This window comes from Ancylobacter sp. Lp-2 (assembly GCF_020523795.1).
Lineage (GTDB): Bacteria > Pseudomonadota > Alphaproteobacteria > Rhizobiales > Xanthobacteraceae > Ancylobacter.
The window spans coordinates 586702-603339 of the sequence record NZ_JAJALI010000001.1 but is presented as its reverse complement, the minus strand read 5'-3'; the positions used below and the strand labels follow the sequence as shown (position 1 = coordinate 603339).

Genomic DNA, 16638 nt, shown 5'->3' with positions numbered 1-16638 from the left:
GGCCGCCCGGCATTGCCGCCACGCGCCGGCTCTGCTACCGCCAGACATCGCTTCCCCATCCGAAAGGCCCGAACGTGACCGCGGCAACCCTCGATGTGATCGGTTTCGGCAACGCCATCGTCGATGTGCTCGCCCGCGCCGAGGACGACTTCCTGATCGCCCACGGCATGCGCAAGGGCGGCATGACGCTGATCGATGAGGAACGTGCCGAGACGGTCTATGCCGCCATGGGGCCGGGCATCGAGATCTCCGGCGGCTCGGCGGCCAACACCATGGCCGGCATCGCCGAACTGGGCGGGCGCGCCGGCTTCGTCGGCAAGGTGAAGGACGATGCGCTTGGCGCCATCTTCGCCCACGACATCGAGGCGGCCGGCGTCGCCTATCGCACCCCGGCGGCGCAGGCCGGTGCCGCCACCGCCCGCTGTCTGATCCTGGTGACGCCGGACGGCGAGCGCACCATGAACACCTATCTCGGCGCGGCGCAGGACCTCACCCCGGACGACGTCGTCGCCGCGACGGTGGCGAGCGCCACCGTGACCTATCTCGAAGGCTATCTGTGGGATCCGCCGCCGGCCAAGCAGGCCTTCCTCAAGGCCGCCGCCATCGCCCACGACGCCGGGCGGCACGTGGCGCTGACGCTGTCCGACGCCTTCTGCGTCGACCGCTACCGCGCCGAGTTCCTCAAGCTGATGCGCGAGGGCACCGTCGACCTGGTCTTCGCCAATGAAGGCGAGCTGAAGGCGCTGTACGAGACCGCCGATTTCGACACCGCCCTCGCCCAGCTCTCCGCCGATGTGCGCCGGGCGGTGGTGACCCGCTCCGAGCAGGGCGCGCTGTGGGTGTCCGGCAATGAGCGCGTCGCGGTGCCCGCCCACCCGGTCGAGGAGGTGGTCGACACCACCGGCGCCGGCGATTTGTTCGCCGCCGGTTTCCTGCACGGCTTCGCGCGCGGCTTCGCCCCGGAGGAATCGCTGCGGCTCGGCGCGCTCTGCGCCGCCGAGGTGATCGGCCATATGGGCGCGCGCGCCGAGCGGCGGCTGAAGGAGCTGGCGCAGGAGAACGGGCTGCGGGTCTAGACATTCCGCAACGGAATGGGCGGGGAGCATCGGACGCAACTTCGTCACGATTGCCGGCGAAGCTTTGCGGGTACCGCGTTGCGGGGTCCGTCGCAGAGGTTCGCCAGATGAGCGTCGTCCAGCTCCAGACCCCGCCTATCCCCTACGACGCCGCCCGCTTCCGCTCGACGGCGGACTATTACGGCCGCTACCGCCAGCCCTATCCGCCCGAGCTGATCGCCGCCGTGGCGGATCGCGTCGGGCTGGAGGCCGGCGACCGGCTGCTCGACGTCGGCTGCGGGCCGGGGCCGCTGGCGATCCTGTTCGCGCGGCTCGGCTACGACGTCACCGGCATGGATCCCGAGCCTTCCATGCTGGCGGCGGCCAAGGCCGATGCGGCGGCGGCCGGGGTGCGGCTCGAACTGATCCGCGGCTCGTCCTACGACCTCTCGCCGGCACTCGGCCGGTTCGGCGCGGCGGTGATGGGCCGCGCCTTCCACTGGATGGACCGGCCGGCGACGCTGCGCGCGCTCGACACGCTGATCGAGCCGGGCGGCGGCGTGGTGCTGATGGGCGACCGGCGGCTGCACGCCACCCCGGACTGGCATGCGGTGCTCGACCGGCTGGCCGAGCGGCACGCGCCGCAGCGCTATGCCGACCGGCGGGCGCGCCAGCAGCCGGGCTGGGTGCCGCATGAGGCGGTGCTGCTCGCCTCGCCCTTCGCCCATGTCGAACGGATCGGCCGCATCCTGCCGCGCGAGCGCGGCATCGAGGATGTGATCGGCCTCGCCTATTCGCGCTCGCTCACCTCGCCGGCGGCGCTCGGCGATGCCCAGCCGGCCTTCGAGCGCGAGCTGCGCGACGAACTCGAACGGCTCGCCCCGGACGGGCGCTTCCACGACGTCATCGAGGTGAGCGCGGTGCTGGCCTTCCGAAAGGAGCCGGGCTGAGGCTGGCCGCGACACCGTGTTCGGGGAAGGCCGCGCAGACGGCCGGCGCGGGGCACGCCGGGACGAGCCCCCTATCCTTTCGGACAAGCGGTCCCGGGGTCGGGGCGCGAGAGATCGCTCGCCTTATCCCTTGTCGTCTCTTCATGCCCGGCACCCCTGCCGGTAGCATGCCACATCCGGCCTCGTGCGGGATGCCGGATCGCGAGCCACCAGCCGCCCGCTTCCGCGCATGAATCTTCGCATTCCATGAATCGTCGCATTCCGGTCGCGGCACGATCAGGCCGCCATTCGCCGTTTCACGGCGCGCGTGCGTTCCATCCGTTCCTTTTCCCTGAAGAGGGCGAACCGATGTACGACGTCGACTGGCATCGCCGGCACCAGACCAAGACCGCGGCCGCGGCCGACCGCATCCTCTCGGCCCTGCGCTCCGCTCTCCCCTTCGGCAGCGTGCTCGATGTCGGCTGCGGCGACGGCATCTGGCTCCAGGCGGCGCAGGGGTTCGGAATCGAGACCATCCTCGGCGTGGACGGTCCCTGGACGGACGTGGCGAAGCTCCGCATCGCGGCGGACGCGGTGCGCATCGTCGACCTCGAAAAGCCCTTCGATCTCGGCCAGCGCTTCGACCTCGCCATCTGTCTGGAAGTGGCCGAGCATGTGAGCCGGCAGGGCGGCGAGGAACTGGTCCACAGCCTGACGGCCCACAGCGACCTGATCCTGTTCGGCGCCGCCATCCCCTTCCAGGGCGGGTTCCGGCACATCAACGAGCAATGGCAGTCCTACTGGGTGGAACGGTTCGAAACCCGGTCGTTCCGGCATTTCGACCTGATCCGGCCGCAGGTGTGGAACGCCGACGACGTGCATTTCTGGTACCGGCAGAACGCGCTGGTCTATGTCAGCGAGCGCCGGCCGGACCTGATCGCCCAGGTGGAGGACCACCTCAAGCGCAACGCGATCGCCCCGCTCCCGGTGGACATGGTCTGTCCCGAGCTCTATCTCGCCCTCGCCTCCTATGAACGCATCGCGTTCCGCCCGCTGCTGAACCAGCTTCCCTCGCGGGCGATGAGCAAGTTCCTCGACATCGTCCAGCGCCGCATCTAGCGGCGAGGATTGCCGCACGGCCCACAGCGCGCCGGGCCGGGCCGGGCCGGGGGCTCGGCGCCCGGGATTTCAGCGTGGCGCGCGAGCGAAACTCTAGCGCGGCGCGCGCGGCGCCTTATCGCGGCGCCCGCTTGGCGAGGATGCGCTGCAACGTGCGGCGATGCATGGAGAGGCGGCGCGCCGTCTCCGACACGTTACGCCCGCACAGCTCGTAGACCCGCTGGATGTGCTCCCAGCGCACCCGGTCGGCCGACATCGGGTTTTCCGGCAGCTGCGGCTTGTAATCGGCCTGGGCGTTGAGCGCGGCGCAGATGTCGTCGGCGTCGGCGGGCTTGGCCAGATAGTCGACCGCGCCCATCTTCACCGCGTTCACCGCGGTGGCGATGTTGCCATAGCCGGTGAGGATGATGCCGCGCGCTTCCGGGCGGCGGCGCTTCAGCGCCGAGATGACGTCGAGGCCGTTGCCGTCGCCGAGCCGCATGTCGACCACGGCATAGGCCGGCGGGCCGCCCTCAACGCGGGCGAGGCCGTCGGCGACGGTTTCCGCCGTGGTCACCGCGAAGCCGCGCATTTCCATGGCGCGGGCCAGACGCTGGAGGAACGGCCGGTCGTCATCGACGATCAGCAGCGAGCGTTCGATGTTATCGGCGGTGGTATCGAGCATGGCGTTTCCCTGGCGAGGGCTCCCTAGCGGCCGCCATGCATTGCGGCGGCCTCTGTGTTTTATGCGAGGCTACACCGCAGGGGCGGCAATGCACAGCGCCGTGGCATTATAGCGCAGCGTCAACGCTTGTCATTTCGCCTCGGCGACGACGGTCTCGCGCTCGGAAATATCGACCTGCCGGCGTGGCCAGCGCACGGTGACGCGGGCGCCGTGGCGCGGCGCCGGCAGGTTCACATAGGCCAGTTCGGCGCCGGAGCGCTCCAGCAGCGTCTTGGCGATGAACAGGCCGAGCCCGAGCCCGTGCTCGCCATCCTCGCCCTCGCCATTCTCCTCGCGCCGCCAGCGATGGCGGCCGCGGCTGGTGAGATAGGGCGCGCCGATGCTGTCGATGAGCTCGGCCGGGAAGCCCGGCCCGTCATCGGTGACGGTGACGACGAGGTCGCGGTCGTTCCAGTCGGCGGCGATCTCCACCCGGCGCGCGGCGAAGTCGACGGCGTTCTCCACGATGTTGCCGAGCCCGTAGATCAGGCCGGGATTGCGGGCGATCACCGGCTCGCCGATGCGGGTGGTGGCGGAGACCTCGACGGCGATGCCGAAATCGCGGTGCGGCGAGGCGACGTCCTCCAGCAGATGAGTGACCTTCATGCGGTCGAACGGCGCCTCGCCGGCATCGAGCGTGGTGAGGCGGCGCAATATGGCGCGGCATCGGTCGGACTGCTCGCCGAGCAGGCGGATGTCATCGGCGAGCGGGCTGTCGGCCGGCAGGCCGCGCGCCAGTTCCTTGGCGACCACGGTGATGGTGGCCAGCGGGGTGCCGAGCTCATGGGCGGCGGCGGCGGCGAGGCCGTCCAGCGCCGAGAGATGCTGCTCGCGCGCCAGCACCAGCTCGGTGGCGGCGAGCGCCTCGGACAGTTCGCGCGTCTCCTCGGCCACCCGCCAGGCATGGGTGCCGATGAAGGCGATGGACACTGCCAGCGCGCACCAGATGGCGGCGAGATAGAGCGGCGGCAGCAGCGGCCCGCCGCCGACCGCGTCGCTGTGCCGCCAGGGCAGCGGCATCTGCCACAGCCCGACCAGCGCCGCGAGGAACCCGGCGAGCAGCCCGAGCAGCAAGGTGGAGCGCGGCGACAGCGCGGTGGCCGAGATCAGCACCGGGGCGAGGAACAGCACCGCGAAGGGATTGGCGAGGCCACCGGTGAGGAACAGCAGCGCCGCCACCTGCAGGATGTCATAGGCCAGCAGCCAGGTCGCCTCGGTATTGGACAGCCGCCGCGCGCCGGGCGAGCGCAGGCGCAGAGCGAGGTTCAGCCATGCGGAAAGCGCCACCACCGCGAGGCAGGCGCCGATCGGCACGGTGAAGCCGAGCAGCCACTGCACCACGACGATGGCGGCGGTCTGGCCGGAAATCGCCAGCCAGCGCAGGCGGATGAGCGTGTCCAGCCTGAGGCCGAAAAAGCGCTCGCCGATCGGATGATCCAGCGAAAGTGGCATTTTGTTCCCCCTTGCGCGCCCTCTATACAGGCAAGCGAGGCGCGGCGGGAATGCGCTGATTCGTTGACGTGCGGCCGAAAGCGACTATGTGTTGCGCTGCACAACAATTCCGCCGGTTTCTTCGCTGTCGCGGGAACCCGGGCGGGACCTCGGGAATTGCCGACCTACCGACGAGGCTACGCTGGCCGGATGCGGGCGGTTCTACCGGTACAGGTGCGTTGCAGAACCCCATTCACACATCGGAGGCGCGTATGGCGATCGGTGTATTCGGGACGTTGCCCGACGCGGAAGCAGTCGCAGGGACGCCGACGGAAATGCTGGAGGCGGCCTCGGTCTTCTCCAAGCCGCTCTACTGGATGTTCGAGATGGGCCAGGCGGCGCTCGACCCGCTGCGCATGCTGGCGGATGCCGGGCGGCTCTATTACCGCAACCCGGCCAACCCGCTCGCCCATACCGATTTCGGCCGCACGCTGCTCGCCGGCTTCGAGATGTTCGAGCGCACCACGCGGCGCTACGGCAAGCCGGACTGGCGGATCGACCACACCACGGTGGGCGGCACCAAGGTGCCGGTGCGCATCGAGACGGTGTGGGAAAAGCCGTTCTGCCGGCTCATCCATTTCGAGCGGGCGTTCACGCGGCCGCCGCGCCGGCCGCAGCCGCGCATGCTGATCGTCGCCCCGCTGTCCGGCCACTATGCGACGCTGCTGCGCGGCACGGTGGAGACGCTGCTGCCCAACCACGACATCTACATCACCGACTGGACCGATGCGCGCGAGGTGCCGCTTAGCGCCGGGCGCTTCGACCTCGACGACTACATCGACTACCTGATCGAGATCTTCCACTTCCTCGGCGGCGGCGTGCACGCGCTCGCCGTGTGCCAGCCGGCGGTGCCGGTGCTGGCCGCCGTGTCGGTGATGGAAGCCAAGGGCGACCCCGACGTGCCCGCCTCCATGGTGCTGATGGGCGGGCCGATCGACACCCGCGAGAGCCCCACCGCGGTGAACGACTTCGCGGAGGCGCGCGGGCTCGACTGGTTCCGCCGCAACGTCGTCACCACCGTGCCGTGGCCGCATCCCGGCGTGATGCGGCAGGTCTATCCCGGCTTCCTGCAGCTGCACGGCTTCATGAGCATGAATCTGGAGCGGCACCTGCAGGCGCATGCCGACATGTTCCGCCATCTGGTGAAGGGCGACGGCGACAGCGCCGCTAGGCACCGCGAGTTCTACGACGAATATCTCTCGGTGATGGACCTGCCGGCGGAATACTACCTGCAGACGCTGCAGGCGGTGTTCATCGACCACGCACTGCCCAAGGGCAGCTTCACCCATCGCGGCGAGATCGTCGATCCCGGCGCCATCCGCAATGTGGCGCTGCTCACCGTCGAGGGCGAGAACGACGACATTTCCGGCGTCGGCCAGACCCGGGCGGCGCACACGCTGTGCGTGAATCTGCCGGAGGACAAGCGGGCGCATTATCTCCAGCCGACCGTCGGCCATTACGGCGTGTTCAACGGCTCGCGCTTCCGCGCCGAGATCGCCCCGCGCATTTCCGACTTCGTGCTGAGCCATAACTGGCCGAAGAAGGGCCACAACCAGCCGGCGGAGCCCGCCAAAGCCGAGCCGGAGGCCTGAAAAATAGCGGGGCCGGCCATGGTCTGGCCACCTGGCCTGCCCCGCCCGTCCGGCTCACGCCGTCGGTGGCAATCGATGTCCCCGGGCGGGATTTGGGAGCCGCCGCCCAGGCAATATGCTCCGACGGGCGGACCGAACCCCGTGAGCCCCGCGTTCCCCAAGCCCGGCGCCCAAAAAGCCCGATGCCCAGGAAGCCCGATGCTTCCGAAACCCGGCGCGGCGGCCACGCGAACCTGCCGCCCGCACCCATCCCTCTGCTGAAATCCCCCTCTCAGAGCCCGGCGAGGGCCAGTCCTCCGCCGGCGCCGTACGCCCCCCGGCGAGCCGCGGGCGACGACCCGCCGCCGCGATGAGGCGCCGGCGGAGGTGACGCGCCAGCGGCTATCCGCCGGCGACGTTACGCACGGGCGACGTCACTCGCTCGCGACATCCTGCGGCATCAGCCGATCGAGGCGCGATACCAGCGGGCGCACCGTCGCGGCATCCGGCCGGCCGGCGGCGCGCAGCTGGCCGAGGCGCTGCTCGTGCTCGTCGACGAAGGCGAGCGCGGCGGCGCGCTGCTCCGGCGTCATGCGCGGCGTGTGCTCGAGGCGCGTGCGCATCTGCGCGAAGCGGGCGTCGAGCGGCGCCTCCGGCAGATTGGCGAGATAGCCGCAAAAGGTGGCGTCGAAGGCGGCGCGCCAGCTCTCGCGGGTGAAGCCGGCCTTGGCGATCAACCCGCCGCGCACCTCGTCGCGGGTGAACCACTCGTCGGCGGTCTCCTCGTCATAGGCGAGCGGGCCGAGCTCCGGCGACAGCTTCTCGACGAGGTCGACCACCTTGGTGGCGTCGGCGGTGGTGAGAGGCGCGGGACCCGCCACCGCATGGGCGACGAGGCCGGCGAGCAGGACGAGCGCAAGCGTGACGATAGCCGCACGCGTCCGCAGGCGTAGGGGCAGGTAAGACATGATTGGCACTCGCTGGTGAAAGGCGAGCGTCTTGCTAAACGGACCGGACGGTCCGGTCTCGGCATGGCGCGCAGCAACTGGGCATGCCGCGCAGCCGGCTACCCGGTCTTCAGTTGTTCGGTCTTCAATTGTTCCTCGCCCGCACCGCCCGCGCCCGCACGTCGGACGGCGTGCAGCCATAGCGGCGGCGGAAGGCGCGGTTGAAGGTGGACAGGTCGGTGAAGCCGGCGTCGAAGGCGAGGCCGGCGATGCTCTCGCGGCTCGACGGGTCGCCGAGCCGGTGGAAGGCCCGCTCCAGCCGCGCCTCGCGCAGGAAATCCGAGAAGCTGGTGCCCTCCTGCGCGAACAGCAGCTGCACATAGCGCGGCGAGATGCCGTGGCGGCGGGCAATGGCGGCGATGTCGAGCTCGGGATCGTCGAGCCGGGCGAGGATGTGCCGTTGGATCAACGCCAGCCGGGCGCCGCGCAGCGCCGAGCCGTGCTGCTCGGCGCCCTCCGCCGGACTGGCGGCGAGGGTGAGCGCGGCGAGCCGAACGAGATGATCAGCCGCCAGCCGGGAGGCCTCCGGCGTCGCCGGCGGGTGGCGGCGCAGCAGCTGGGCATAGCCGACCAGCAGACCGAGCCCGGCCGTCTCGCGTCCCGCCGTGCGGAAGGCGTGGCCGCCGAGGCCGGGCACCAGCGCCGCCAGCGCCCGGCGCGGCAGCACCAGCACCTCGTAGCAGCTCGCCGGCGCCCGCGTGACGAAGCGCGCCGACTGGTCGAAGGCCAGCAACTCGCCGGCGCCGAGGGCCAGCGTGCGGCCGCCGTCGATCTCGGTCTCGTAGCCGACCGGATTGACCAGCAGCTGGTAGTCGTCGCGGCCGTCGGCGAGCAGCTCGCGCGACCTCACCGCGGTGAAGGCGTCGTAGCAGGCGTCGCCCACCAGCACGCCGTCGAGCGGCAGGATGGAGAATCGGGCGCGGAAGCTCTCGGAGTCCACCGGATTGAAGCTCATGCCGGCGGCATGGCGGCCGACCACATCATGGATGAAAGCGAGGCGCTCGTGCCGCGGCACGTCCTCGGTCGACAGGCGTTGCATGGCGTTCCCCCCGGACAGCCTTGGTTTTTGCCGTGTTGTGGGCGGACAGGTGTGACGCAACGGCAGAAAAGTCAATCCGGGGGTAACGGAAGCGCAGCGGGGGCTTGGTGGAGGCTTGGCTCACGGCTCCCAATAGGGCGGGTCGCCGAAGGCCTGCCGCAGCCAGTCGGCCAGCGCCCGCAGCTTGGCCGGGGGGTGACGTCCCTCCGGGTGGGCGACATAGATGAATTCCGGCTCGGTCACCGCGCCGACCTCGACCGCCACCAGCGTGCCGTCTTTCAGCAGCGGCCCGGAGATGAACAGTGGCAGCAAGGCGATGCCGAGCCCGGCAAGCGCGGCGTCGCGCATCAACTCGCCATTGTTCACCCGCAGCGCCGCCGGCGCGCGCAGATGCACCGTTCCGTCCTCGGTGAGGAAGCGCCAGTCGGCGATGCCGCGGCCGGTGTAGAAGATGCCGCGATGTGCCTCCAGCTCGGCGAGGCTGCACGGCGTGCCGTGGCGGGCGAGATAATCCGGCGAGGCCACCAGCACCCGCCGGCTGCGGGCGAGCCGCCAGGCGACCAGCCGGCTGTCATGCAGCGGCCCGTGCCGCACCACGCCGTCATAGCCTTCCGAATGGGCGTCGATACGGCGATCGTCGAGATCGAGGGTCAGCTCGATGCGCGGATGCCGGGCGAGGAAGGGGTAGAGCGCCGGACCGAGATGCAGCCGGCTGAAGGTGACCGGTGCGGAGAGCCGCAGCGGACCGGCCAGCGCACCGCGCCGCTCGGCCAAGGCGGCGGCGGCGGATTCCAGCTCGTGCAGCGCCCCCGAGGCACGTTCCAGAAAGGCGAGGCCGTCCTCGGTGAGCGACAGCTTGCGGGTGGAGCGGTGGATCAGGCTGGCGCCGAGCCGCTGCTCCAACTCCTTCAGCCGGTCGCTGACCACCGATTTCGACAGCCTCAGCCGGCGGGCCGCCTCACTGATCGAGCCCGCCTCGGCGATGGCGACGAAGGCGGCGATGCCGTCGAGCTTCATCGTTCGGATTTCCCGGACATCAATTCCATTTTTCGCAGACTAATCCGAACGCACCGGCATCGCCATACTCCCTGCCGACACGATGACAACCGGCGGGCCGGCCGCGCGGCGGCGGCTCGCAACCTCAGGAGAATTTCGATGGGACGTCTTCAGGACAAGGTGGCGCTGATCACCGGCGCCAGCTCCGGCATCGGCCGGGCGACGGCGACGCTGTTCGCCCGCGAGGGCGCGAAACTGGTGGTGGGCGCCCGCCGGCAGGCCGAGCTCGACGCGCTGGTGGCGGAGATCACCGCCGCCGGCGGCGAGGCGGTGGCGCTGGCCGGCGACGTGAGTGCCGAGGACTATGCCCGCGCGCTGGTGGCGCTGGCGGTCGAGCGGTTCGGCCGGCTCGACATCGCCTTCAACAATGCCGGCACGCTGGGCGAGAAGGGCCCGAGCACCGGCGTGTCCCTCGACGGCTGGAACCAGGCGCTGGCGGTGAACCTCACCGGCGCCTTCCTCGGCGCCAAGCACCAGATCGGCGAAATGGCGAAGACCGGCAGCGGCTCGGTGATCTTCACCTCGACCTTCGTCGGCTACACGACGGCGTTTCCGCAGATGGCGGCCTATGCCGCCTCGAAATCCGGGCTGATCGGCCTCACCCAGGCGCTGGCGGCGGAATATGGCCCGCAGGGCATAAGGGTGAACGCGCTGCTGCCCGGCGCAGTGGAGACCGAGATGTATCGCGAGGCCAACAACACGGCCGAGGCGCAGGGCTTCATCAACGGCCTGCACGCGCTGAAGCGGGCCGGCCAGCCGGAGGAGCTGGCGCGCGCCGCGCTCTATCTCGCCTCGGACGACGCGTCCTTCGTCACCGGCACCGCGCATCTGGTGGATGGCGGGCTGTCGATCACCCGGACCTGAGGGGGCGACGGGGCTGGCACGTTCGGCCGTCGCGGCGTTGGAACGGCGAGGAGCAGCCGGGGGGGCGCCAGTTCAGGCAGCGCAGGTCTTCGCGCGGTGCGGCGGCGTGACCCGATGGGAAGCGCCGGCCCCCTCACCCCAACCCTCTCCGTCACCATCGGATGTCTCCGATGGTGACCTTACTGGGGGACGAACTCGGCAGCAGCCGGGTTCGTGCGGGGAGCGGGAGCGGCGTGCGCTGGCGGCGCGCGCCCGCAGATCCTCCACGCCCGTTCAGCCGGCCCGCGCGGGGTCGACGGCGATGGGAGTCAGGCGGGCGACATGGTGATGGTCGGAGGCGCGGAACCGCACCACCGCCCGCGCCTGGTCGAGAAAGGCGCCGGCTTCCACCAGCCCCTTGTCGACCAGCAATTCCACTGCCGCCTCGTGCCAGCAGACATAATAGGGCTGGTCCGGATGGGCGTGGATCTCGGCGCTGAGCCGGGCGGCGAATTCCGGCCATTCGAACAGGCCGCGCTCGTGCAGCTTCACCACCAGCGCGAAGGCCTGCGCCTCCCACGGCGCGGCGAAGGCCTTCGGCCGGTCGAGATCGGGCAGCAGCGGGCCGGTCACGGCGTCGCCTCCGCCGGGGCGGGCAGCAGATAGCTGTCCCACAGGTCGATGGTGAGGCTGTCGGTCGCCGCGCCCTGCGGGCCCCAGAGCTCGCGCATGTCGAAGCGCACGGCGTAGCAATATTCGCGCGTTTCCTCATCGCCGATGGCGCGCACATCCGGCAGCGCGTAGAGGCCGTGCACCTTCACCACCACGCCGCGCTTGCCGCGGCAGTAGCGCGGCAGCCGCGTATGGGTGAGCGGGCTGAGGGTGCGGGTGACGACCTCATCGCCGGGCGCGAAGGCCGGGGCGCGGGCGGGATCCTCGATCCGGGTGGTGGCGCCGGTGGCGAGAATGTCGAGAATGTCGGCGGCGCTGAGCATCAGGCGTCTCCGGCGAGAATGTCGGCGGACGGCGTAGGCCCGGCGGCGAGATGGCGGCCGAATTCCTCGGGGGTCATCAGCCCCTTCTCCATCATCAGCCGCGCCACCGCGAACCACCATTGCTCGTAATAGGGGCGGGTGAGGTACGTCACCGGTTCCAGCCGCTCGCGCGACTGGCGGAACTCGTCGTCGGAGTAATGCGCGCCGATGGTGACCATGAACAGCGCGCACATGCGCCGCTCCCACTCGTGCTTGAACACCGGCTCGCTTCCGTCATAGCCCTCCGGTACCACCCGGCCGAAGCCGTCGAAGCCGCCGCAATCATGAACCGAGTTCATCAGGCCGGCTCCGGGCTCAGGGCTTCGGTGACGCCGATCATGCTGTCGCGGGAAACGAGGGCGGCGAGCGCCGCCTCGTCGAGACCCTCGGTGCCCTCCGGGCGGCGCGGCACGACGAGGTAGCGGACCTCGGAATTGCTGTCCCAGACGCGGATCTCGGTGGTGGCCGGCAGCACGGTGCCGAATTCCGCCAGCACTGAGCGCGGGTCGCGCACGATGCGGGTGCGGTAGGGCATGCTCTTGTACCAGACCGGCGGCAGGCCGAGCACCGGCCACGGGTAGCAGGAGCACAGGGTGCAGACGACGACGTTGTGCACATCCGCCGTGTTTTCCAATGCCACCATGTTCTCGCCCTGCGCGCCGGCGAAGCCGAGATCGGCGATGGCGGCGTTGGGATCGGCGAGCAACCACGCCTTGTAGGCGGGATCGGCCCAGGCGCGGGCGATCACCCTGGCGCCGTTCTTCGGGCCGATCTGGTTCTCGTAGAGATCCACCACCGCGTCGAGCGCCGACGGATCGATCAGCCCCTTCTGGGTGAGCAGCTCCTCCAGCGCCTTGACGCGGGCGCTGATCTCGATGTCGGCGATCGACATCAGCAGCGCATCGGCTTCCTGCGAGTGGATGCGGTGGAAATGATCGTGATCATGACCGTCATGCGCGTGATCGTTATGCGAATGATCGCCATGATCGTGGTCGTCGTGCTGCCCTGCCATGCCGATGCGGTCCGCCCAAGAGCCTGAAATCGCCAGCCTGAAATCGCCGGGAAGTCTGCATTATGCGGACACGCCCGGCGCGTGTCGACGACGCAGGAGTAGAAAAACGGCATGGTGAAAAAGCAGGCGGACGAGCGGGCGCAGCGGCGCGTGCAGCGTCCCGATTGACGGTCCCCGGCGCCTTGCCGCCCTGGGTATCCCGTTGCCACCCTGGGTACCCTTGCCGCCAGCCGGATCTGCCTTACGCTGTGCCCTTCGAAATAGAGAGGGATTCGCACCATGTTCGAGGCAAAATCGAAACGCCGGACGCTTGCGGGACGCGGCGCCCGCCTCGGCGTCTCCCTCGCCATGGCGCTGAGCCTCGCCCTCGGCGCGCCGGCGCAGGCCTGCACCAGCTTCCTGCTGGGCACTTCCGACGGCGCCTATGTCTATGGCCGCACCATGGAATTCGGCTTCAAGCTCGCCTCCGACGTGATGGTGATACCCCGCCACTTCGCGCTGGCCGGCACCGGCCCCGGCGGCAAGCCCGGCCTCGCCTGGACCTCGACCTATGCCGCCGTCGGCATGAACGCCTTCGGCCTGCCGGTGCTGACCGACGGCATGAACGAGAAGGGCCTCGCCGGCGGAATCCTGTATTTCCCCGACTATGCTGGCTATGCCGACCCGGCCAAGGCGGACCCCAAGAGCGCCATGGCGCCGTGGGACTTCCTGACCTGGGCGCTGACCAATTTCGCCACCGTGGCCGAGGTGAAGGCGGCGCTCGCCGGCATCGCCATCGTTGACGTCGCCCAGCCGCAAATGGGCATCACCCCGCCCTTCCACTACGCGCTGCACGACGCCGGCGGCGCCTCGCTGGTGATCGAGCCGGTGGGTGGCGAGCTGAAGGTCTACGACAACCCGCTGGGGGTGATGACCAACGCGCCCGAATTCAGCTGGCACCTGACCAATCTCAAGAACTATGTGAAGATCTCGCCGGTCAACGCGCCAGACATCAAGGTGGCCGGCCAGACCATTTCCTCATTCGGCCAGGGCTCCGGCCTGCTCGGCATTCCCGGCGACCCGACGCCGCCCTCGCGCTTCGTCCGTGCGCTCGGCTATGCGATGTCGGCGCAGAAGCTGCCCAGCGGCGAGCCGAGCGTGCGCCTCGCCGAGCACATCCTCAACAATTTCGACATCCCGGTCGGCTTCATCCAGCCCGGCGGCGGCAGCACCGCCGATCTGGAATACACCCAGTGGTCGTCGGTCGCCGACCTGAAGAACCGGCGCTATTATGTGAAGACCTATGACGATCAGGTGCTGCGCGCTATCGACCTGACGAGCTTCGACCTCGACGCCAAGGCGCTGGCCGTCGCGCCGCTGAAGCCGATGCCGACCCCGCTGCCGCTGGCCTTCCCCAAGCCGTGAGGCGACGCTCCGCCGGGCAGTCTTCCGCCGACCCGTGGGCCGGCGGCACCGCTCGCCGCATCGGCACCGCGCCTCAATGGGCGCGGGCGAACATCTCGTTGAAGGAATAGCCCGAGCCGCGCACGGTGCGGATCGGGTCGGGCTGGCGCGGGCGGTTCAGCGCCTTGCGCAACCGGCCGACATGCACGTCGACGGTGCGCTCGTCGATATAGACGTCCTGGCCCCAGACGCCGTCGAGCAGTTGCTCGCGCGAATAGACCCGGCCCGGCGACTGCATGAGGAACTCCAGCAGCCGGAACTCGGTGGGGCCGAGATGCAGCTCGCGGCCGGAGCGGTGCACCCGCTTGGTCTCGCGGTCGAGTTCGATGTCGCCGGCGCGCAGCAGCGTCGAGATGTGGTCGGGCTTGGCCCGGCGCAGCAGCGCCCGTACCCGCGCCACCAGCTCCGGCACCGAGAACGGCTTCACCACATAGTCGTCGGCGCCGGTGGCGAGGCCGCGCACGCGCTCGGTCTCCTCACCGCGGGCGGTGAGCATGAGGATCGGCATGCGCTCGGTTTCCGGCCGGGCGCGCAGGCGCCGGCACAGCTCGATGCCGGACAGGCCCGGCAGCATCCAGTCCAGCAGGACCAGATCCGGCACCTTCTCGCGCAGCCGCGTCTCGGCCTCGTCGCCGCGCGCCACGCTCTCGACCGAATAACCCTCGGCCTCGAGATTGTAGCGCAGCAGCAGGGTGAGCGGCTCCTCGTCCTCGACGATGAGAATGTTGGTCGGCATCGCTTATCCCGTGAGAAAGATCCCTCCCCGCCTCAGGACGGGAACGGAACCGAGGTAAGGCTGGTGGTGTCCTGCTTCGGCCGCTCGTCGGTCAGCAGCTGGCCGGTGGCCAGGTAGTGCACCGTCTCGGCGACGTTGGTGGCGTGGTCGCCGATGCGCTCGATATTCTTGGCGCAGAACAGCAGGTGCGTGCACAGCGAGATGTTGCGCGGGTCTTCCATCATGTAGGTGAGGAGCTCGCGGAACAGCGAGGTGTAGAGCACGTCGATCTCGCCGTCGCGCTTCCACACCTCGATGGCGCGGGCGTCGTCGCGGGCGGCATAGGCGTCGAGCACTTCCTTCAGCTGCTCGAGCACCATGCTGGACATGTGCTCGACGCCGCGCACCAGCTTCTGCGGGTGGAACTCGCCGGTGAGGGCGAGCACGCGCTTGGCGGTGTTCTTGGCGAGGTCGCCGATGCGCTCGAGGTCGTTGGCGATGCGCATCGCGGCGACGATCTCGCGCAGGTCGCCGGCCAGCGGCTGGCGGCGGGCGATTGTGAGGATCGCCTTTTCCTCGATCTCGCGCTGCAGGAGGTCGATCGGGCCGTCGAGCACGATCACCTTCTGGGCGAGCTCGGCGTCGCGCTTGATCAGCGCCTGCACGGAATCGGCGACCAGCTGTTCGGCCTGGCCACCCATCTCCACCACGTGGCGGCTGATCTCCTTGAGATCGGTGTCGAACGAGGAGACGATGTGTTCGGAGGGCATCGGACGATCCTTTTTCCCGTCGCCACTCAGCCGAAGCGGCCGGTGATGTAGTCGCGGGTGCGCGCCTCGCGCGGATTGGTGAAGATCTCGTTCGACGGTCCGACCTCGATCAGCTCGCCGAGATAGAAGAACGAGGTGATGTCGGCGCAGCGGGCGGCCTGCTGCATGTTGTGCGTCACGATGACGATGGTGAATTCCTGCTTCAGCTCGTCGATCAGGTCCTCGATCTTCGAGGTCGAGATCGGGTCGAGCGCCGAAGTCGGCTCGTCGAGCAGGATCACTTCCGGCCGCACCGCGATGGTGCGGGCGATGCACAGGCGCTGCTGCTGGCCGCCGGACATACCGAGCGCCGAGGTGTGCAGGCGGTCCTTGGTCTCCTCCCAGATGGCGGCCTTGCGCAGACACCATTCCACCCGCTCGTCCATCTGCGACTTGGAGAGGCTCTCGTGCAGCTTCACGCCGAAGGCGATGTTGTCGTAGATCGACATCGGGAACGGCGTCGGCTTCTGGAAGACCATGCCGATGCGCGAGCGGATTACGGTCGAGTCCAGGTTCTTCGACAGGAGGTCGCCGCCGTCGAAATGGATCTTCCCTTCCGCGCGCTGGCCCGGATAGAGCTGGTACATGCGGTTGAACACGCGCAGCAGCGTGGACTTGCCGCAGCCCGACGGCCCGATCATCGCGGTGACGCGCTTCTCGGGAATGGTGAAGTTGATGTTCTTCAGCGCGTGGTTGTCGCCGTAGTAGAAATTCAGCTTCTCCACCTTGAGCTTGGGCTCGGCGGACGGCGCGGTGGCGCGATTGACGGCGGAAGCGATGTCGATCGAGGTATCGGGTGCAAAATTCATGGC

18 protein-coding genes are annotated in these 16638 nt (G+C 69.5%); 6 read left to right on the top strand and 12 right to left on the bottom strand.

Annotated elements, in window-relative coordinates; translation table 11 throughout:
- The first annotated feature begins 74 nt into the window (after positions 1-74).
- From LGR54_RS02865 to LGR54_RS02855, 3 genes are all read left to right on the top strand, one after another.
- Entirely contained in the window at positions 75-1076 is a 1002-nt protein-coding gene (locus LGR54_RS02865; protein WP_230360446.1) for an adenosine kinase, read from the top strand.
- Between the two features lie 107 nt (positions 1077-1183).
- Positions 1184-2005 (top strand): class I SAM-dependent methyltransferase, encoded by an 822-nt coding sequence (locus tag LGR54_RS02860; RefSeq protein WP_230360445.1) that lies wholly within the window; start codon positions 1184-1186, stop codon positions 2003-2005.
- Between the two features lie 348 nt (positions 2006-2353).
- On the top strand, positions 2354-3103 hold the full coding sequence (locus LGR54_RS02855) for a bifunctional 2-polyprenyl-6-hydroxyphenol methylase/3-demethylubiquinol 3-O-methyltransferase UbiG (protein ID WP_230360444.1): 750 nt from the start codon (positions 2354-2356) through the stop codon (positions 3101-3103).
- A gap of 115 nt (positions 3104-3218) precedes the next feature.
- On the opposite strand, the gene LGR54_RS02850 is transcribed toward LGR54_RS02855, so the two are convergent.
- Entirely contained in the window at positions 3219-3767 is a 549-nt protein-coding gene (locus LGR54_RS02850; RefSeq protein WP_214007770.1) for an ActR/PrrA/RegA family redox response regulator transcription factor, read from the bottom strand.
- 129 nt (positions 3768-3896) lie between these two features.
- Positions 3897-5258: an ActS/PrrB/RegB family redox-sensitive histidine kinase gene (locus LGR54_RS02845; protein ID WP_230360443.1), complete on the bottom strand. Its 1362-nt coding sequence runs from the start codon at positions 5256-5258 to the stop codon at positions 3897-3899.
- A 251-nt stretch (positions 5259-5509) separates the two neighbouring features.
- On the opposite strand from LGR54_RS02845, the gene LGR54_RS02840 reads away from it, so the two are divergent.
- On the top strand, positions 5510-6889 hold the full coding sequence (locus LGR54_RS02840) for a polyhydroxyalkanoate depolymerase (protein WP_370638113.1): 1380 nt from the start codon (positions 5510-5512) through the stop codon (positions 6887-6889).
- A gap of 413 nt (positions 6890-7302) precedes the next feature.
- Here the strand turns inward: LGR54_RS02840 and LGR54_RS02835 are convergent, their stop codons facing one another.
- The 3 genes from LGR54_RS02835 to LGR54_RS02825 form a co-directional block, all read right to left on the bottom strand.
- Positions 7303-7836, bottom strand: a complete 534-nt coding sequence (locus LGR54_RS02835; protein WP_230360442.1) for a hypothetical protein — start codon at positions 7834-7836, stop codon at positions 7303-7305.
- A gap of 124 nt (positions 7837-7960) precedes the next feature.
- Positions 7961-8914, bottom strand: coding sequence for a helix-turn-helix domain-containing protein (locus LGR54_RS02830; protein WP_230360441.1), 954 nt, complete (start codon positions 8912-8914; stop codon positions 7961-7963).
- A 120-nt stretch (positions 8915-9034) separates the two neighbouring features.
- Positions 9035-9931 (bottom strand): LysR family transcriptional regulator, encoded by an 897-nt coding sequence (locus LGR54_RS02825; protein ID WP_230360440.1) that lies wholly within the window; start codon positions 9929-9931, stop codon positions 9035-9037.
- Positions 9932-10069: 138 nt separating this feature from the next.
- On the opposite strand from LGR54_RS02825, the gene LGR54_RS02820 reads away from it, so the two are divergent.
- A complete protein-coding gene (locus LGR54_RS02820; RefSeq protein WP_230360439.1) occupies positions 10070-10834 on the top strand; it encodes an SDR family oxidoreductase in 765 nt (254 codons plus the stop codon).
- 273 nt (positions 10835-11107) lie between these two features.
- Here the strand turns inward: LGR54_RS02820 and LGR54_RS02815 are convergent, their stop codons facing one another.
- From LGR54_RS02815 to nthA, 4 genes are read right to left on the bottom strand one after another with little or no spacing between them, the layout of a single operon-like run.
- Entirely contained in the window at positions 11108-11446 is a 339-nt protein-coding gene (locus LGR54_RS02815; protein ID WP_230360438.1) for a nitrile hydratase accessory protein, read from the bottom strand.
- Positions 11443-11808: an SH3-like domain-containing protein gene (locus tag LGR54_RS25675; protein WP_255607164.1), complete on the bottom strand. Its 366-nt coding sequence runs from the start codon at positions 11806-11808 to the stop codon at positions 11443-11445. The genes LGR54_RS02815 and LGR54_RS25675 overlap by 4 nt, the downstream gene beginning before the upstream one ends.
- Positions 11808-12146: an SH3-like domain-containing protein gene (locus LGR54_RS25670; protein WP_255607163.1), complete on the bottom strand. Its 339-nt coding sequence runs from the start codon at positions 12144-12146 to the stop codon at positions 11808-11810. The genes LGR54_RS25675 and LGR54_RS25670 overlap by 1 nt, the downstream gene beginning before the upstream one ends.
- Positions 12146-12859, bottom strand: coding sequence for a nitrile hydratase subunit alpha (nthA, locus tag LGR54_RS02805; RefSeq protein ID WP_230360437.1), 714 nt, complete (start codon positions 12857-12859; stop codon positions 12146-12148). Before nthA ends, LGR54_RS25670 begins: the two co-directional genes overlap by 1 nt.
- 279 nt (positions 12860-13138) lie before the next feature.
- Between nthA and LGR54_RS02800 the strand changes: the two genes are divergently transcribed.
- Complete coding sequence (locus LGR54_RS02800) at positions 13139-14263, top strand: linear amide C-N hydrolase (RefSeq protein WP_370638112.1); 1125 nt, start codon at positions 13139-13141, stop codon at positions 14261-14263.
- Positions 14264-14336: 73 nt separating this feature from the next.
- Here LGR54_RS02800 and phoB read toward each other — a convergent pair whose 3' ends face one another.
- Genes phoB through pstB form a run of 3 tightly spaced genes read right to left on the bottom strand, consistent with a single transcriptional unit; the run spans position 14337 to position 16635 of the window.
- Complete coding sequence (gene phoB, locus LGR54_RS02795) at positions 14337-15038, bottom strand: phosphate regulon transcriptional regulator PhoB (protein WP_214007782.1); 702 nt, start codon at positions 15036-15038, stop codon at positions 14337-14339.
- Between the two features lie 32 nt (positions 15039-15070).
- Positions 15071-15787 (bottom strand): phosphate signaling complex protein PhoU, encoded by a 717-nt coding sequence (gene phoU / locus LGR54_RS02790; RefSeq protein ID WP_230360436.1) that lies wholly within the window; start codon positions 15785-15787, stop codon positions 15071-15073.
- A gap of 26 nt (positions 15788-15813) precedes the next feature.
- Positions 15814-16635, bottom strand: a complete 822-nt coding sequence (pstB, locus tag LGR54_RS02785; RefSeq protein WP_214007784.1) for a phosphate ABC transporter ATP-binding protein PstB — start codon at positions 16633-16635, stop codon at positions 15814-15816.
- Between the last annotated feature and the right edge of the window lie 3 nt (positions 16636-16638).

Excerpts from the sequence above, each read along its gene's own strand:
- LGR54_RS02860 (WP_230360445.1), top strand. The coding sequence starts at position 1,184 with ATGAGCGTCGTCCAGCTCCAGACCCCGCCTATCCCCTACGACGCCGCC.
- LGR54_RS02855 (WP_230360444.1), top strand. The coding sequence starts at position 2,354 with ATGTACGACGTCGACTGGCATCGCCGGCACCAGACCAAGACCGCGGCC.
- LGR54_RS02850 (WP_214007770.1), bottom strand. The coding sequence starts at position 3,767 with ATGCTCGATACCACCGCCGATAACATCGAACGCTCGCTGCTGATCGTC.
- LGR54_RS02845 (WP_230360443.1), bottom strand. The coding sequence starts at position 5,258 with ATGCCACTTTCGCTGGATCATCCGATCGGCGAGCGCTTTTTCGGCCTC.
- LGR54_RS02840 (WP_370638113.1), top strand. The coding sequence starts at position 5,510 with ATGGCGATCGGTGTATTCGGGACGTTGCCCGACGCGGAAGCAGTCGCA.
- LGR54_RS02835 (WP_230360442.1), bottom strand. The coding sequence starts at position 7,836 with ATGTCTTACCTGCCCCTACGCCTGCGGACGCGTGCGGCTATCGTCACG.
- LGR54_RS02830 (WP_230360441.1), bottom strand. The coding sequence starts at position 8,914 with ATGCAACGCCTGTCGACCGAGGACGTGCCGCGGCACGAGCGCCTCGCT.
- LGR54_RS02825 (WP_230360440.1), bottom strand. The coding sequence starts at position 9,931 with ATGAAGCTCGACGGCATCGCCGCCTTCGTCGCCATCGCCGAGGCGGGC.
- LGR54_RS02820 (WP_230360439.1), top strand. The coding sequence starts at position 10,070 with ATGGGACGTCTTCAGGACAAGGTGGCGCTGATCACCGGCGCCAGCTCC.
- LGR54_RS25675 (WP_255607164.1), bottom strand. The coding sequence starts at position 11,808 with ATGCTCAGCGCCGCCGACATTCTCGACATTCTCGCCACCGGCGCCACC.
- LGR54_RS25670 (WP_255607163.1), bottom strand. The coding sequence starts at position 12,146 with ATGAACTCGGTTCATGATTGCGGCGGCTTCGACGGCTTCGGCCGGGTG.
- nthA (WP_230360437.1), bottom strand. The coding sequence starts at position 12,859 with ATGGCAGGGCAGCACGACGACCACGATCATGGCGATCATTCGCATAAC.
- LGR54_RS02800 (WP_370638112.1), top strand. The coding sequence starts at position 13,139 with ATGTTCGAGGCAAAATCGAAACGCCGGACGCTTGCGGGACGCGGCGCC.
- phoB (WP_214007782.1), bottom strand. The coding sequence starts at position 15,038 with ATGCCGACCAACATTCTCATCGTCGAGGACGAGGAGCCGCTCACCCTG.
- phoU (WP_230360436.1), bottom strand. The coding sequence starts at position 15,787 with ATGCCCTCCGAACACATCGTCTCCTCGTTCGACACCGATCTCAAGGAG.
- pstB (WP_214007784.1), bottom strand. The coding sequence starts at position 16,635 with ATGAATTTTGCACCCGATACCTCGATCGACATCGCTTCCGCCGTCAAT.